This window comes from Actinospica durhamensis (genome assembly GCF_018139695.1).
GTDB classification, from domain to species: Bacteria; Actinomycetota; Actinomycetes; order Streptomycetales; family Catenulisporaceae; genus Actinospica; species Actinospica durhamensis.
In genome coordinates, this window is record NZ_JAGSOG010000224.1 from 1 (window position 1) to 14,990 (window position 14,990).

At 69.5% G+C, this 14,990-nt stretch carries 15 protein-coding genes and 1 pseudogene; 8 read left to right on the forward strand and 8 right to left on the reverse strand.

Features of this window, described 5'->3' with window-relative positions:
* Window positions 1-57: 57 nt before the first annotated feature.
* Window positions 58-714 carry a regulatory protein RecX gene (locus KDL01_RS30765; RefSeq protein WP_212532170.1) on the reverse strand — a complete coding sequence of 219 codons (657 nt, stop codon included), beginning with the start codon at window positions 712-714 and terminating at the stop codon, window positions 58-60.
* Window positions 711-1,853 carry a recombinase RecA gene (gene recA, locus KDL01_RS30770; protein ID WP_212532171.1) on the reverse strand — a complete coding sequence of 381 codons (1,143 nt, stop codon included), beginning with the start codon at window positions 1,851-1,853 and terminating at the stop codon, window positions 711-713. The genes KDL01_RS30765 and recA overlap by 4 nt, the downstream gene beginning before the upstream one ends.
* Before the next feature lie 777 nt (window positions 1,854-2,630).
* On the opposite strand from recA, the gene KDL01_RS30775 reads away from it, so the two are divergent.
* Window positions 2,631-3,299 carry an Ig-like domain-containing protein gene (locus tag KDL01_RS30775; protein ID WP_212532172.1) on the forward strand — a complete coding sequence of 223 codons (669 nt, stop codon included), beginning with the start codon at window positions 2,631-2,633 and terminating at the stop codon, window positions 3,297-3,299.
* Window positions 3,300-3,941: 642 nt separating this feature from the next.
* Here KDL01_RS30775 and KDL01_RS30780 read toward each other — a convergent pair.
* Both KDL01_RS30780 and KDL01_RS30785 read right to left on the reverse strand, forming a co-directional pair.
* A complete protein-coding gene (locus KDL01_RS30780; protein ID WP_307846690.1) occupies window positions 3,942-5,378 on the reverse strand; it encodes a GuaB1 family IMP dehydrogenase-related protein in 1,437 nt (478 codons plus the stop codon).
* Between the two features lie 61 nt (window positions 5,379-5,439).
* Window positions 5,440-6,126, reverse strand: coding sequence for an acyltransferase (locus KDL01_RS30785; protein ID WP_212532174.1), 687 nt, complete (start codon window positions 6,124-6,126; stop codon window positions 5,440-5,442).
* A 146-nt stretch (window positions 6,127-6,272) separates the two neighbouring features.
* On the opposite strand from KDL01_RS30785, the gene KDL01_RS30790 reads away from it, so the two are divergent.
* The 3 genes from KDL01_RS30790 to KDL01_RS30800 all read left to right on the forward strand — a co-directional run bounded on the left by KDL01_RS30790 (window position 6,273) and on the right by KDL01_RS30800 (window position 8,438).
* Window positions 6,273-7,007, forward strand: coding sequence for an MgtC/SapB family protein (locus tag KDL01_RS30790; protein WP_212532175.1), 735 nt, complete (start codon window positions 6,273-6,275; stop codon window positions 7,005-7,007).
* 332 nt (window positions 7,008-7,339) lie between these two features.
* Complete coding sequence (locus KDL01_RS30795) at window positions 7,340-8,122, forward strand: HAD-IIA family hydrolase (protein ID WP_307846691.1); 783 nt, start codon at window positions 7,340-7,342, stop codon at window positions 8,120-8,122.
* Window positions 8,123-8,192: 70 nt separating this feature from the next.
* Complete coding sequence (locus KDL01_RS30800; protein ID WP_212532176.1) at window positions 8,193-8,438, forward strand: hypothetical protein; 246 nt, start codon at window positions 8,193-8,195, stop codon at window positions 8,436-8,438.
* A 94-nt stretch (window positions 8,439-8,532) separates the two neighbouring features.
* On the opposite strand, the gene KDL01_RS30805 is transcribed toward KDL01_RS30800, so the two are convergent.
* Complete coding sequence (locus KDL01_RS30805) at window positions 8,533-9,288, reverse strand: sugar isomerase domain-containing protein (RefSeq protein ID WP_212532177.1); 756 nt, start codon at window positions 9,286-9,288, stop codon at window positions 8,533-8,535.
* A gap of 261 nt (window positions 9,289-9,549) precedes the next feature.
* Between KDL01_RS30805 and KDL01_RS30810 the strand changes: the two genes are divergently transcribed.
* The 3 genes from KDL01_RS30810 to KDL01_RS30820 all read left to right on the forward strand — a co-directional run bounded on the left by KDL01_RS30810 (window position 9,550) and on the right by KDL01_RS30820 (window position 12,219).
* The gene (locus KDL01_RS30810; protein WP_212532178.1) at window positions 9,550-10,320 is read left to right on the forward strand and encodes a site-2 protease family protein; all 771 of its coding nucleotides are present in this window, start codon (window positions 9,550-9,552) and stop codon (window positions 10,318-10,320) included.
* A gap of 114 nt (window positions 10,321-10,434) precedes the next feature.
* Window positions 10,435-11,322, forward strand: coding sequence for a 3-methyl-2-oxobutanoate hydroxymethyltransferase (gene panB / locus KDL01_RS30815; RefSeq protein ID WP_212532179.1), 888 nt, complete (start codon window positions 10,435-10,437; stop codon window positions 11,320-11,322).
* 303 nt (window positions 11,323-11,625) lie between these two features.
* Window positions 11,626-12,219, forward strand: a complete 594-nt coding sequence (locus KDL01_RS30820; RefSeq protein WP_212532180.1) for a hypothetical protein — start codon at window positions 11,626-11,628, stop codon at window positions 12,217-12,219.
* 181 nt (window positions 12,220-12,400) lie between these two features.
* On the opposite strand, the gene KDL01_RS30825 is transcribed toward KDL01_RS30820, so the two are convergent.
* A complete protein-coding gene (locus KDL01_RS30825; RefSeq protein WP_307846692.1) occupies window positions 12,401-12,625 on the reverse strand; it encodes a hypothetical protein in 225 nt (74 codons plus the stop codon).
* Window positions 12,626-12,649: 24 nt separating this feature from the next.
* On the opposite strand from KDL01_RS30825, the gene map reads away from it, so the two are divergent.
* On the forward strand, window positions 12,650-13,501 hold the full coding sequence (gene map / locus KDL01_RS30830; RefSeq protein WP_212532181.1) for a type I methionyl aminopeptidase: 852 nt from the start codon (window positions 12,650-12,652) through the stop codon (window positions 13,499-13,501).
* A gap of 256 nt (window positions 13,502-13,757) precedes the next feature.
* Here the strand turns inward: map and KDL01_RS30835 are convergent, their stop codons facing one another.
* Window positions 13,758-14,426 (reverse strand): bifunctional DNA primase/polymerase, encoded by a 669-nt coding sequence (locus tag KDL01_RS30835; RefSeq protein WP_212532182.1) that lies wholly within the window; start codon window positions 14,424-14,426, stop codon window positions 13,758-13,760.
* Between the two features lie 162 nt (window positions 14,427-14,588).
* Window positions 14,589-14,897 (reverse strand): annotated as a pseudogene (locus tag KDL01_RS30840) (fumarylacetoacetate hydrolase family protein); the annotation flags it as partial.
* Window positions 14,898-14,990: the final 93 nt, after the last annotated feature.

Here is a 14,990-nt window from a genome sequence, read left to right on the forward strand (position 1 = left end):
GGCAGGGTCAGATGTGTATAAGGGACAGCCACATCCCCCGTGTCGCCCCGCCGCCCGTCAGTCCTCTTCGACGAACTCCAGCGAAGGCGATCCCATGCCGTTCTCCGACCCGTCGAAGTCCGCCATCCCGCCGCCGAAACCCATACTGTCGGCATCATCCGGCGACAGGTCGCGATCGGCATCCGCCTCCGCCGCCGCGGCGAAAGCCTCACGCACCGCCCGCCCGACCACCTGGCCGCCGTACCCCTTGCGAGCAAGGAATCCGGCCAGCCGTCGCGCCTGCACCTCTCGCGGCAGCGACGCCATCCGCGCCTGCCGCTCCCGCGCCAGGCGACAGGCCGTCTCCTGCTCCTGATCGGCGTCAAGCACCGAGACGGCTTCCTGCACCACCTCATCCGACACCGACCGACGCCTGAGCTCGAAGGCGATCGCGCGGCTGCCCAGGCCCTTGTGCTCGTGCCGCGAGCGCGTGAACGCCTCCGCGTAAGCGGCATCGTCGATCAGGCCCAGCTCGGCGAACCGGTCGAGCACAACCTCGCCGACCTCTTCCGGCACACCCTTGCGTGCCAGCAGGTCGGACAGCTGGCCGCGGGTGCGCGCCGAGCGCGACAGCGCGTCCAGCACCAACCGCCTGGCCAGGGAGTCAGGATCCTGCGGGGCGGATTCCGATTCCTTCTCACGACGTTCCGGAATCCGCCCCGTCCGCTTGGTCACTGCTCAGCGGCGTCCGCGGCGGCGGCCGCCTTGGCCCGCGAGGTACGCGGAGCCTTGGCCGCGGGCTCGGGCGCGCTCTGCCGCGGCAGCGCCTCGCCGGCGACGGCGGCAGCAGCCGTGTCCTCGGCGGGAGCGTCCAGGCGCGGCCCGACGCCGAGCTTCTCCTTGATCTTCTTCTCGATCTCGTTCGCGATGTCGGGGTTGTCCTTCAGGTAGGTGCGCGCGTTCTCCTTGCCCTGCCCGAGCTGCCCGCTCTCGTAGGTGTACCAGGCTCCCGACTTGCGCACGAAGCCGTGCTCCACGCCCATGTCGATCAGGCCGCCCTCGCGGCTGATCCCCTCGCCGTAGACGATGTCGAACTCGGCCTGCCGGAACGGCGGGGCCACCTTGTTCTTGACCACCTTCACCCGGGTGCGGTTGGCCACCGCCTCGGTGCCGTCCTTGAGCGTCTCGATCCGGCGCACGTCGAGGCGCACGGAGGCGTAGAACTTCAGCGCCCGACCACCGGTGGTCGTCTCGGGCGAGCCGAACATGACGCCGACCTTCTCACGCAGCTGGTTGATGAAGATCGCGGTCGTCTTCGAGTGGTTGAGCGCACCGGTGATCTTGCGCAGCGCCTGGCTCATCAGGCGCGCCTGCAGCCCCACGTGCGAGTCGCCCATCTCGCCCTCGATCTCGGCGCGCGGCACCAGCGCGGCCACCGAGTCGATGACGATGATGTCCAGAGCGCCGGAGCGGATGAGCGTGTCCGCGATCTCCAGGGCCTGCTCGCCGTTGTCGGGCTGCGAGATGTACAGGTTGTCGGTGTCCACGCCGAGCGCCTTGGCGTAGTCCGGGTCGAGCGCGTGCTCGGCGTCGATGAAGCCCGCGAGGCCGCCGGCCCGCTGGGCGTTGGCCACGGCGTGCAGCGCCACCGTGGTCTTACCGCTCGACTCCGGCCCGTAGATCTCGACGACCCGGCCGCGGGGCAGCCCGCCCACCCCGAGAGCGATGTCCAGCGCGATCGACCCGGTCGGAATGACCTCGATCGGTGCCCTGGTCTGGTCGCCCATGCGCATCAAGGAGCCCTTGCCGAACTGCCGCTCGATCTGCGCGAGTGCGGCGTCGATCGCCTTCTCGCGATCCGTTCCTACCGCCATGGTTCCTCTGCCTCCGTGATATCGAAAACCGCCGGTTCAAGGTCGTTGTGCCGAGGCTACCGGCCGCTACCGACAGGACCGCTCGACCCGCTGAAACACCGCATCGCACCGCATCTGGCACCGCCAAGCCGCCGTCCCGGCGCTGTAGACCGACGTCGAGCCGAGCAGCAAACGAGCCGCCACCGATCGCACCAGCCGCACCGCCGAGTCCCGACGATCCGACCGGTCGGCCGACCTACCCCTGGGCAGGTCCGCCACGCCTATCGCAAACCGAAGCCGACGGCCCGCAGCCCACCAGTACGAACCGGCCCCGGCCGCACAGCCGACCTCGGCCGCGAAACCCAGCCCGCCCTCCAGGCGAAGCCGCCAAACACACGTTGCCGTGCGGATCACCGCCAACCGCCCGTCAAGCAGTCCGACAAGAGCGCTCGCCAGCCCATCAGCCCGTCGACCCCGTGCTCGTGCAGGTCCAGAGCCACACTGTGCCACAGCTTTATGCACCAGGGCGGCGAATCCGGAGAAGTCCGAGCAAACCGCACTCGGGACCGTGCCCACCGCCTCACGGATAGAACTATAGTTCGACTCCCGCCGGTTCCCGCACACCGCCCTCCGGGTGAACCGAGATCGGAGTTCACCCGGTTGGGCCCGTACAGAGTGCGTACTGAAATACGCCAGATGTTCGATGTATCCCCAGGTCAGCGCTGGGATCGTGAATCCGTCGCCCCGTTTTCCCGCGGAATCCCCGCGGCGAGGCGGCAAGGATTCAGGAGGTTCGACATGTCCCGTATCTTCCATCGCGCGCTCGCCGTGTCCGTCATCGGCACGGCCGCCCTGGCCGCGCCCGCCGCCGCCATGGCCGCCGACTCCGGCAGCAGCGGCACGGGCGAGACCGCGACCAGCGTCGTCATCCACCTGCCCCAGCGCGCGCAGCCCGGCCAGCCGTTCACCGTGACCGCGCGTATCGTCCCGCAGGACGGCGTCGCCACCCCGGGCTCCCCGGACGGTGACACGGACGCCATGGGTTCCCCGGACGGCTCGGCGGACGGCTCGACCGTCGCGCCGGATCCCGCTCCGGACCGGCGGGGCAACATGCCCGAGACCAGGGGTGCGATCGGCACGGACAACGGCCCGACCGACACCGGCAAGGGCAAGGCCAAGGGTCCCGGCCACCGCAAGGGTGCGGGGCACCACAAGGGCAAGAAGGGGAAGACCAAGGCCAAGCGGCACGCCGTGACCGGCGAGGTCACGTTCTTCCTCGACGGGAAGGCCCAGCCCCCGGTCGAGGTGACCCACGACCTGGCCAGCGAGCAGATCAACGTCCCGATCGGCCGGCACACGATCTCGGCCGAGTACAGCGGCGACGCCAACTTCGGCGGCGCCGACTCGCCCACGGTCGCGTTCGCGCTGCTCGACGGCACCCAGCAGGACGGCGGCTCGCAGGAGTAGGCGGCCCGTCGACGACCCGACCTCCCCCGGCTAAGCGCACCCGCGCCCCACCTGGGGGTTCCAGCCCACCACCGCACGGCGAAACGGCCGTTCGGCGTGCGGTGGCGGTGCTGGCCGCATCAGCCGGAGCGATCCGGAATCGGGGACCGCCGAGTCCCCGGCCCCCGAGAGCGCCGCAGCGCACAGCCCGATTCAGGGCTCCGCGTAGGGCGCTCATCGAGGGGGATGACCGCGGAGCCGGCCTCGGCCCCCACAGGGAACCGAGGCCCCAGCTCCGCACGTGGGGCCGCCGGCGTGGCGGCTACCCGGGCCCTGCGCCCGGGGAACCCGCCCCGCCGGCGCTCGCCGGGCCTGCTCACCAGCGGGCCCGTGCACTCCGGATCGTTCCGGCTGATGCACCCGGCGTACGCGTTGGTCTCCGACCATGGCGGAGACCAACGCGGATCCGGCGTGCCCGAAAACAGGACGACCCCAGACCTGCCACACCGCGCGCCACCCCGGCTCGCCAAGACGCAAGGCGCCTCACCGCCAACCCGCAACATCCTTCATCCGGCTCAGTCTCCGCCCTCTGTTCACAGGACTTACAGGCCTTTACCGGTCAGTCCTCCGGCCATCGGAAGACCACCAACTGCGCTCGCCAACTCACCAACTGCTGTGCAGCGGCTTGCCCTCACCAAAGCCGGCAGCGCTCTGGATCCCGATGACCGCACGCTCGTGGAACTCCTCAAGCGACTTCGCACCCGCGTACGTGCACGACGAACGCACCCCCGCGACGATCGAGTCGATCAGGTCCTCGACGCCGGGGCGGCGCGGGTCGAGGTACATCCGGGAGGTCGAGATGCCCTCTTCGAAGATCGCCTTGCGCGCCTGTTCGAACGCCGAATCCTCGACGTTGCGCAGCTTCACGGCGCGGGCCGAAGCCATCCCGAAGTTTTCCTTGTACAGCCGCTCATCACCGTCCCGCTGGATGTCTCCAGGGGACTCGAAGGTGCCCGCGAACCAGGAACCGACCATGACATTCGACGCACCGGCGGCCAGTGCCAGCGCGACGTCCCGCGGGTGGCGCACCCCGCCATCTGCCCACACGTGCTTGCCAAGCGCCCGCGCCTGCGCAGAGCACTCGAGCACGGCGGAGAACTGGGGCCGACCGACGCCGGTCATCATCCGCGTGGTGCACATCGCGCCCGGGCCCACTCCGACCTTGATGATGTCGGCACCTGCCTCCACCAGATCGCGCACGCCCGCGGCGGACACGACGTTGCCCGCCACGATGGGTACCTGCGGGTCGAGCCCGCGCACGACGCGCAGTGCGGAGATCATCTTCTCCTGGTGCCCGTGTGCGGTGTCGACGACGAGCGCGTCCACGCCCGATTCCAGGAGGGCCTTCGCACGGCCCGCCACGTCACCGTTGACACCGATGGCGGCGGCGATGCGGAGCTTGCCCTGCGCGTCGACGGCCGGGGTGTACAGGGTCGCCCGCAACGAGGCCTGGCGGGTGAGCATGCCCTTCAGGCTGCCGTCCTCGCGGACCACGGGGGCGAGCCGGTGATGTCCCTTGCTGAGGCGTTCGAACGCCTCCTCGGGCGCGATACCGTCCGGTACTGTCAGCAGCTCGCGCGACATCACCTGGCCGACCTGGGTGAATCGGTCGACGGCCAGGCAGTCCGCCTCGGTGACGACACCGATGGGCCGCTCACCCTCGACGACCACCGCCGCGCCATGCGCGCGTTTCGGGAGAAGATTCAGCAGATCGCCCACGGTGTCCGTGGTGCCGACGGTGATGGGGGTCTCGTAGACGACGTGCCGGGACTTGACCCATGAGACGACCTGGGCGACCACTTCGAGTGGGATGTCCTGCGGGATGACCACGAGGCCACCGCGCCGGGCGACCGTCTCCGCCATCCGTCGGCCGGCCACCGCGGTCATGTTCGCGACGACGAGCGGGATCGTGGTACCGGTGCCATCGATCGTAGAAAGGTCGACACTGAGCCGTGAACCCACGTCTGACCTGGCCGGAACCATGAAGACGTCGTCGTAGGTGAGGTCGTACTGAGGGGTGATCTCATTCAGAAAGCGCACGTAACGGCAGTCTACCCGCAATTGCCCTGGGCGCGACTTTGCGAGCCCTTGACCAGGTGATTCACGCGCTGAAACCGTCGCCCGGGGCAGGCTCGGCGTTCTCGGCGTGTCCGCCGCTCCGGATGGTGCGCCATTGGCCGTCGGGGTCGAGCCTGCGCACCATCCGCGCGGGTACTCCGGCGATCACGCAGTGGTCGGGGAAGGTTCCTCGGACGACCGATCCGGCGGCGACGACCACGTTGCGGCCCAGCTTCGCTCCGGGCAGGATGACGGCCGCGGTGCCGATCCAGCAGCCCGCTCCGATGGAGACGGGTTCGTTGACCGGCCACTGTTTGCCGATGGGAACGTCCGGATCGGCGTAGCCGTGGTTCTGGTCGGTCACATAAATATATGGGCCGGTATATACGTCATCGCCGATGTCGATGGACTGGTGGCCGACGATGTGGCTGCCTCTGCCCAGTACGACACCGCTGCCGATCCGCACGATGGGTTCGGGTCCGAGATCCCGCTCGGGAATGAAGCCCGCTGAAATCGTCGCGTGTGGGCCGATCAGGGTGAAGTGGCCGATGGAGATCCACCGCTCCCCCAGCAGCGTGCCCTGCGGGAACCCGATGGCGCTGGCGTCGCCGAAGAAGGCGAACCGACGCGCGGCTCGGGAACCGCTCGTGATCTTCCCGGTTTCCGTTGCTTGACGCCAAGCCCAGTGCACCAGGGGTTGGATGCAGGCCCGAAGCCGAACTCTTCGCATGGCGTACACGGTAGGCGATCTTTGCGGAGCCCATACCCGTAGGCTGCCACCGCGCCGACTTGCCAGGGTATGGTTGAGCACTACAATTCCGCGCCACACGGCGCATCGCGATCCACGACACGATCGGCCTCCGGGGAGGAACGCACGTGCACAGTGCGGAGTGGGCTGCGGCCATCAATATCGCCATCGGGTGGGTCCTGACATTCATCCTCGGCTTCGAGCGCGAAGTGCGCGGCGCACCGGCCGGGGACAGGACCTTCTCGATGATAGGTCTGAGCGCCGCGTTGATCGGTACCGTCGCACCGCACTACCCCGCCGTCCTCGGCGGTGCGGTCACCGGTATCGGGTTCATCGGCGGCGGCCTGTGCTTCCGGCAGGCCGTCAAGCAGCAGGACCAGGAGCGGGAGATCCTGCACGGCGTCACCACGGCCGCTTCCATCTTCGGCGCGGCGGCGATCGGTGCCATCGCGGGCTGCGGGCAGCTGCTCGTGGCGACCGTGTCGACCGTCGGCCTCCTGCTGTCGCTGGAGATCCGCCACATCCCGGTGCTGCGATACATGGACGCACGGCGTTGGGCGCACCTGTTCAACGACGACAGCCACCGGCACTTCAAACTGCACGATCTCGAGCACGCGCTGATGCACCCGCATCCCCACCAGGAGCACTCCGGCTTCTCGCAGACCACGTCGACGACCACGGTCGCGGACGGCGCGACGATCGCGACCGTGACTCCGGCTTCGGCCGCCGAGGCTTCGTCGACGGTCATGAGTGACACCGCGTCAGCCGAGGAGAACGAGACTCTGGTCAAGGAGGCCGAGGCCGCGAGCATCCTCGCGAACCAGGTCATGGTCTCCGGCGCGATGCGCAGCACCGTGCGCTGATCGTCTCACCTGTGTTAGCCTCGAATGGCCGGTACGTACGATGTCCCCGGGCCTCACCTATAGCCGGCGCGGAATACCGTTTGGCTGGAGCCGCGTCGAGCCACTCGCCGAGAGGCGACACGCGTACCGGCGCTCATCCTTCGAGCGCGCCGCCAATCCTCGTGTTGTCGAGGTGGCGGCGCGTTCCGCTTCCTGGTACATCCGCGCACGCGAGCAACCGGACGCGGGATAATGCTCGCGGGAGCGGCCTCGCCCGCCGGACCGGGTCCACGGGCCGCCCTCTTCGTTGATCATCGAAGCCGGTGGAGTCCGCCGCCGGAGAGGAGAACAGGGTGAAGGACCGCGAGCCGGTGGCTACCTGGCTGACGGACATGGACGGCGTGCTGATCCACGAGGGCAGCATGATTCCCGGGGCCGACGAGTTCCTCCGCAAGCTCAGGGATCGCGGTGTGCCGTTCCTCGTTCTGACGAACAACTCGATCTACACGCCTCGGGACCTGCGGGCCCGTTTGCTGGCGACCGGCATCGATCTGCCTGAAGAGGCGATCTGGACCTCCGCGCTGGCCACGGCCAAGTTCCTCGATTCGCAGCGTCCCGGCGGCTCCGCGTACGTGATCGGCGAGGCCGGGCTGACCACGGCGCTGCACGAGGCGGGATACACGCTCTCCGAGTCGGACCCGGACTACGTCGTGCTGGGCGAGACCCGCACCTACAGCTTCGAGGCGATCACCCGGGCGATCCGGCTGATCGACGGCGGGGCCCGCTTCATCGCGACGAACCCCGATGCGACCGGACCCTCGCTCGATGGCGCTCTGCCTGCCTGCGGGTCGGTGGCAGCGCTGATCACCCGCGCGACCGGCGTCGAGCCGTACTTCGTCGGCAAGCCCAACCCGGTGATGATGCGCGAGGGGCTGAACAAGATCAAGGCCCATTCGGAGTCGACCGCGATGATCGGCGACCGGATGGACACGGACGTCAAGTGCGGCATCGAAGCCGGGCTCGAAACCATCCTGGTGATGACCGGAATCACTCAGCCGGGTGACATCGAGCGGTTCCCGTATCGCCCGTCCAGGGTCGTGAAGTCGATCGCGGACCTCATCCCCGAGCTGGGCTAATGCGCGAGGTTGCGTAGGATCACCCGAACGGCCGAGTATCGGGTGGGTGGGTCGGCTCGTTAGCCACAGCGTGACAGCCTCGCGCCTTACCGCCGCCCAAGCCCGTCCCGTTCCGCCCGGTTCCGATCGGGTCTTCCTGCGCAACACCCCGCTGTATGACGCGCTGGTCGACGAGTACCGGCTCGCGCTGCGCACGTTGCCGGGGGATCGAACCGGCGAGGATCTCTTCATCCCTCGCTTCAACACGATCCCGCACCCGTACAACCCGGTTTCGCGGCACCGCGGTGCCCCCGGCGACATGCAGTTCCGCTACTGAGCCGGCGGAATTCCGGCTGGGCCGCGTTGCAGCACGCCCCAGCCGCGTGAGCGCGCTTTCACGAACTGAATCCGTCCGTGCGCACGCGAACCCGTCAGTACGCGCTGCGGCGGATACGTCCGGCGTAGCGGGCTTCCCATGCGTCGTTGTGCACGTCGCCGCCCTCGACGTTCGCGGAGCGGTAGATCGGGGCCTCCGCGCCACGCTCGAGCAGACGGGCGGTGACCTCGGCCACGATGGCCTGTGCGATCGCGGCGTTGGCGATGGACGAGAGTGCGCACACCGAGCTGCCGTCGGGCATCGGCAAGACCGCATCACCGTGCGGGGCTCCGTTGTCGATGACGACGTCCGCGAGCTCGAACAGCCGGCTTCCGGAGGGGTGCCGCGAGGTGATGGCCTGCGAGTGCGCCAGCGATGTCAATGCAATGATTTTGTGGCCGGACTGCTTGGCGATGAGGGCCATTTCGACGGTGGAGCCGTTGCCGCCGGACTGCGAGGCGATCAGCACGACATCACCGGGCTTGACGGGCGCGAGTTCCCAGACGTGTCGGGCGAGTTCGGGGTTGCGTTCGGCCTTGGGATCAGCGAGGGCCTCGACCGGCAGGTCACCGAGCAGGACGGCGTCGCGCAGAGCGAGCTTGTTGGTGGGGATGAGGCCCCCGGCCCGGCCGCTGAGTTCCATGGCGAGGGCTTCGGAGTGGCCGGTCCCGAACACGTGCAGGACGCCGTCGGACGCGAGGCTGTCGGCGATCAGCTCGGCGGCTTCGGCTACCGCGTCCTGCTGGCTGTGCTCAACGCGCTCGAGGATCGAGCGGATCTCTGCGAATACCGCGGCACCGCTGACGGCCATGGGGGCTCCCTCGCTCCTGGTATGAGTCTGTGGGGCGTTGCTGTGCGGAACGGTACTGCAGCCTCGGCGTCCTGGGGAACGGTGTCCTCGGCGCTGGATATGATCCTGTCTGCTCAGCGGCGCACCTCGGCGCGTGCACGATCGCTACGATGAGGGCAACGGCCGTGCGGCCGCCGTATCGGCGAGGTGGACATGAATTTTCCGGGGCAGCGCGGGGCTGGGCGGGGCGCCTTCAGCCCTGGCGGGTCACACCAGCACACCGTGAGCACGGTGTTCCTCGTGGTCGTGGCGGCCACGGTGACCGGCGGTGTGGTGTCCTGGGTGAGCTCGGGTTCGGGCTTCGCGGTGTTCGTCTTCGTCTTCGGCCTGTATTTCACGGTGTTGTGCCTGCACGAGTTCGGCCACGCCCTTGCCGCGCATCGCGGCGGCGACACGTCGATCGCGAGCCGCGGCTACCTGGATCTCAATCCTTTGCGTTACGTGAACCCGGTACTGTCACTGCTCCTCCCTGCGATTTATCTGATTATCGGAGGACTCCCTCTTCCGGGTGGGTCGGTGCTGGTGAACCGGGCGGCGATCCGGACGAAGGCGGGGGCCGCGGCGGTGTCGGCGGCGGGGCCGTTGACGAACATCCTGGCGGCGGCGATCTCGATGGCGCTGGTCGCCCTGTTCGCGCCGACGTTCAACTACGGCGGGATCACCGGGATCAATCCGCTGGCGCCGCACTGGGCGTTCTGGGCCGGCCTTTCGTTCTTCGCGTACCTGCAGGTGGCGGTCGCGATTCTGAACCTGATCCCGGTGCCCGGGCTGGACGGGTACGGGATCATCGAGCCGTACCTGCGCTACGAGACGCGGCGTGCGCTCGACCCGATCCGCCCCTACGGGATCCTGCTGGTGCTCCTGCTGCTGTTCGCGTTCCCCCCGGTCCGGGACGGTTTCTCCACCGCGGTGGTCGACATTCTGCAGTTCGGCCGGCAGCCGGACAACGGCGCTGCCCAGGGGCAGGCGCTGTTCAAGTTCTGGAGTCAGTGACCTCGAATAGACCGCTGAGCCGTCTGGCGTCAGCGGGGCGGAAGTGAGACGATCCGAGCAGTCCGGGGACGCCGACTGTGGCGCCACGAGATCTCTCAAGGAGTGCTTGGCATCATGTCTATAACCAATGAGCCTGTTCCCTCCTCCGCCGGCTCGGCCGGCGAACCCAAGCTCACGCTGTACAACGGCTCGACCGGTACCGGTCGCCGGGTGACGGTGCGCGATCTGGCGCTGGCGAAGCAGCGCGGGGAGCGCTGGCCGATGCTTACCGCGTATGACGCGATGACCGCCGGGGTGTTCGACGAGGCCGGGATTCCGGTGCTGCTCGTGGGCGACTCGGCCGGGGACAACCACCTCGGATACAGCAACACCGTTCCGGTGACAGTCGAGGAACTGATCACCCTGTCCGGCGCGGTCGTGCGCGGCACCCGCCGCGCGCTGATCGTCTCGGACCTGCCGTTCGGCTCCTACCAGTCCTCGCCTCGCCAGGCGCTGGAGACCGGCACGAGGTTCATGAAGGAGGCCGGCGTCGGCGCGGTCAAGCTCGAGGGCGGGCGGCGCGTGGTGCACCAGGTCGAGGCACTGGTGCAGGCCGGGATACCGGTCATGGCGCACATCGGCCTCACGCCGCAGTCGGTGAACGTCCTGGGCGGCTACCGCGTGCAGGGCCGCGGCGAGGAGGAGGCGGAGCGCCTGCTCGCCGACGCCAAGGCGCTGGAGGCGGCCGGAGCGTTCGCGGTCGTGTTGGAGCTCGTGCCGGCTGAGCTGGCCGAGCAGGTGACGGAGTTGCTGCACGTCCCGACCGTCGGTATCGGCGCCGGGGCCGGGTGCGACGCCCAGGTCCAGGTCTGGACCGACATGGCCGGGATGACGCCCGGGAACGCGCCGAAGCACGCGAAGAAGTACGCGGATCTCCGCGCTGTGCTGACCGGGGCTGCGCGAGAGTTCGCGGCTGACGTGGTCGCTGGCGCCTTCCCGGCGCCGGAGAACAGCTTCCACTGATCGCATCGCAGAGCATCGCAGTGGGGATCGTGGGCGGACGCTGAGTCTGCCTGCGGTCCCCGCATTTGGTTCCCACGCGCCTACGCCTGGACGGCGCCCACGACTGCTCCTGCCCATGACTGCTCCCACGCGCCCACGACGTCGCCAGGCACGATGCGACGAGAGCGGCGCAGGTGCGATCAGGCGGGCGCCATGAAGCAGGAGCGATGAAGTCGGCCCGATGGGCTCGGCGTCGCGCCCAGGCTCGACTATTGCGCGTTGTGACCCTGTTCGTATCGGTCCCGTATGCGGCACGATGACGACATGGACAGGTCCGAGGCACGGATACTGCGGGAGTTGCTCGAAACCGGGCGCGGCCGGGCTTGGCTGGACGAGGCTGACGACTTCGCCGCTGCGTTGCGAAGTGCTCCGCGGCAGGTCGGGGGCTTGCTTCTGGTGGGTCCGGGTGAGGCGGAGCCGTGGCATTTCACGGCTCACTTGTCCGAGGAAGCGCGCGTGCTGGGGTTGGATCAGCTGATTCCGACGCTGGTGCGCGGTGCTCCGGAGGAGGGAGCTCCGGCGCAATTGAGCGTCGGTCTCGATCGGATCAGCTCGGCCGGGCGTAACGACGCCGTGCTCGTCGTCGCGCAGAATGACCCGGAGTCCTTGGTGCTCGAGCGCGTAGCCGACGCAAAACGGCGTGGGGCACGAGTTCTGACGCTCGGTCAGTCCGCGCCGCTGGCAGCCGATCTGGCGCATGACGCGCTCACGGTCCCTCAGTCTGCTGATGTGCCGACGTTCGACGGGGCACAGCACGTGGTTTCGGCTGCCGCAATCGACGGCCGGCAGCACGGGCTCATCGTGCGGCTCCGGCGGTGGGTGGAGGCCGTCAACGGACCACGGGTCGATCGCTGGTGAGGCCCCTTGCGCCTCCGCCCCACCGGGCTGTGCACCGGCCGCGGCGTCGCCGCCCCCAGCGGGCTCAGCACTAGCCGCAGCACTCCGCCCCCACCGGGCTCAGCACCAGCCGCAGCGCCGCCACCCGGGATTCATCCGGCGGGTGACGTGGCGACGGTGCTTCGCGTAGCGGCGTGAGCCGTCATTCGCCGCCGTTCTGCGCCTTCCAGGCGTCGTTGCGTTCCTGGACTTTTTCGAGCGCGTGTTCGGCTTCTTCCTGGGTCGCGAACGGGCCGATGCGATCCTTGGCCTTGCAACCGACCTGCCCTTCGACCTTGTGGTGCTTGAGGCAGTAGTACCACTGCGGGCCCTCGTCGATCATGGCGCCTCCGTCGATAATCGTGATTTCCAGGTTCCTCGTGCCCACGAACGGGCGTCTAGACTCGTCTGCATGGCTCCCTTGGTTCCCGGCACCATCTCCCCCACTCGACACGTACCCTCGCGCATCGCCCGTCCGGAGTATGTCGGCAAGGCGCAGCCGAGCCGCTACACCGGATCGGACGTGCAGACTCCGGAGACGATCGAGAAGATGCGGATCGCGGGGCGGATCGCCGCACAGGCGCTGGTCGAGGTCGGGCATGCGGTGAAGCCCGGGGTGACCACGGACGAGTTGGACCGCGTCGGGCACGAGTTCCTGTGCGACCACGGCGCCTATCCCTCGACCCTGGGGTACCGCGGGTATCCGAAGTCGCTGTGCACGTCCGTCAATGAAGTGATCTGCCACGGCATCCCGGACTCGACGGTGCTGACCGAGGGCGACATCGTCAACATCGACATCACGGCGTTCATCGACGGCGTCCACGGCGACACCAACGCCACCTACGAGGTGGGCGAGGTGGACGAGACGGCGCATCAGCTGGTGGAACGGACCCGGGAGTCGCTCAACCGCGCGATCAAGACGGTGCGGCCGGGGCGCGAGCTGAGCGTGATCGGGCGGGTGATCGAGGCCTACGCGGCGCGCTTCGGGTACGGGGTGGTGCGGCTGTTCACCGGGCACGGGATCTCGACCGCGTTCCACAGCGGCCTGATCGTGCCGCACTACGACGATCCGCGGGCCAACCGGGTGCTCGAGCCGGGGATGACGTTCACGATCGAGCCGATGTTGACGCTCGGGACGATCGAGCACCGGATGTGGGCGGACGGCTGGACCGCGGTGACGGCCGACGGGAAGCTCACGGCCCAGTTCGAGCACACGCTCGTGGTGACGGACGACGGGGTGGAGATCCTCACGCTGCCCGAGTGAACCGGGCAGCCGGGCAGCCGGGCAGCCGGGCAGCCGGGCAGCCGGGCAGCCGGGCAGCCGGGCAGCCGGGCAGCCGGGCAGCCGGGCAGCCGGGCAGCCGGGCAGCCGGGCAGCCGGGCAACGCTACCTGAGCAAGCCGCAACACTGCCGGAGTGAGCCGGGCACGCTGTCCCAGCGAGCCGGGCGAGCAGCCGCGCGCGGGCCCGGAGCACGCGCACCACGCAGGCCGCCGCACGCGGCCCGCGTACCGCCCCGCTCAGCCCGCGCCCGCCTCGCAGGCGTCGGCGAGCGTGCCGAGGATGCGCAGCGGGTCGGGGAGTTCGGCGTGCGGGTCGTGGACCCAGCGGGCGGTGCGGCCGTTCATGGCACGAGCCGGCGGGAGCAGGACGTAGGAGCCGCGGGTGTGCCAGCGCAGGCCGCTGGTCTCGCTGATCTCGGGGCGCGCGTCGAGGTCGCAGGCCCACCATTCGTCGGCGTCGTCGCCGCCCCCGGGTCGGGCGGTGGTGAAGAAGAGGTAGCGGTCGCCGGTGGCGGTGGTGGCTACCGGGCCGACGGGTTCCTTCGCGGCCAGGAGGGTGTCGAGGGCGCGGGCGCCGGCCGCGGCGGGTACTTCGAGGACGTCGTGGGTGCGTCCGGTGGGGGTGGCGTAGTTGGTGTCCGGGAGGCGGGCGCGCCAGCGGGCGAGCTGGTCGGGGTCGGCGCTCGCCTCCTTGCGCCAGCTCCGGGAGAGGGGATGCGCGCCTGGCGCGGGACAGCCCACTCGGGTACACGAACAGCCAGGGCCGGTGCTGCTGGGCGCTGCTGCGGGCACGACGGGCAGTCCGCGCGCGATGAAGTCGGCGACCGGGTCGCCGTTCTCTCGGCGTCGGCGCATCCCGGCCAGTCGTCCGCGCGTGTTCGCCCGGTCGCTGTTGAGCATGGTCATGGCCGGCCCGCCTTCCCTCGATCGGCGTCGGGCCGCGCCCGGCCCCTGCTCGGTCGCCGACTCGGCGTCTAGGCGCCTGCCGGGGCGGCCGCGGACTGGGGCCGGGACCGCGGCGGTCCCTGGCCCCAGGATACCGAGATGGCATGGGGCGGCGGAGTCGATCTACCTCGACTGGATCGTGCCGGTTACGGCGCCGAAACCGATCCGTGTCCCGCTGCGGCCTGGCGCGGTGGCGCTGAGCACGACGGTGTCGCCGTCGGCGAGGAAGGTGCGGGTGGATCCGTCGGCCAGGTGCAGCGGCTCGGTGCCGTTCCAGGTGAGCTCGATCAGCGAGCCGCGCTGGCGCGGGTCGGGGCCGGAGACGGTGCCGGAGGCGAACAGATCGCCGGTACGTAGGCTGGCGCCGTTGCTGGTCAGGTGGGCCAACTGCTGGGCGGGGGTCCAGTACAGGCCGGCGAAGGGGGGCCGGGTCGCCGTTCTCTCGGCGTCGGCGCATCCCGGCCAGTCGTCCGCGCGTGTTCGCCCGGTCGCTGTTGAGCATGGTCATGGCCGGCCCGCCTTCCC

Excerpts from the sequence above, each read along its gene's own strand:
- KDL01_RS30785 (WP_212532174.1), bottom strand. The coding sequence starts at position 6,126 with ATGCGAAGAGTTCGGCTTCGGGCCTGCATCCAACCCCTGGTGCACTGG.
- KDL01_RS30775 (WP_212532172.1), top strand. The coding sequence starts at position 2,631 with ATGTCCCGTATCTTCCATCGCGCGCTCGCCGTGTCCGTCATCGGCACG.
- KDL01_RS30820 (WP_212532180.1), top strand. The coding sequence starts at position 11,626 with ATGGACAGGTCCGAGGCACGGATACTGCGGGAGTTGCTCGAAACCGGG.
- recA (WP_212532171.1), bottom strand. The coding sequence starts at position 1,853 with ATGGCGGTAGGAACGGATCGCGAGAAGGCGATCGACGCCGCACTCGCG.
- KDL01_RS30835 (WP_212532182.1), bottom strand. The coding sequence starts at position 14,426 with ATGACCATGCTCAACAGCGACCGGGCGAACACGCGCGGACGACTGGCC.
- KDL01_RS30805 (WP_212532177.1), bottom strand. The coding sequence starts at position 9,288 with ATGGCCGTCAGCGGTGCCGCGGTATTCGCAGAGATCCGCTCGATCCTC.
- panB (WP_212532179.1), top strand. The coding sequence starts at position 10,435 with ATGTCTATAACCAATGAGCCTGTTCCCTCCTCCGCCGGCTCGGCCGGC.
- map (WP_212532181.1), top strand. The coding sequence starts at position 12,650 with ATGGCTCCCTTGGTTCCCGGCACCATCTCCCCCACTCGACACGTACCC.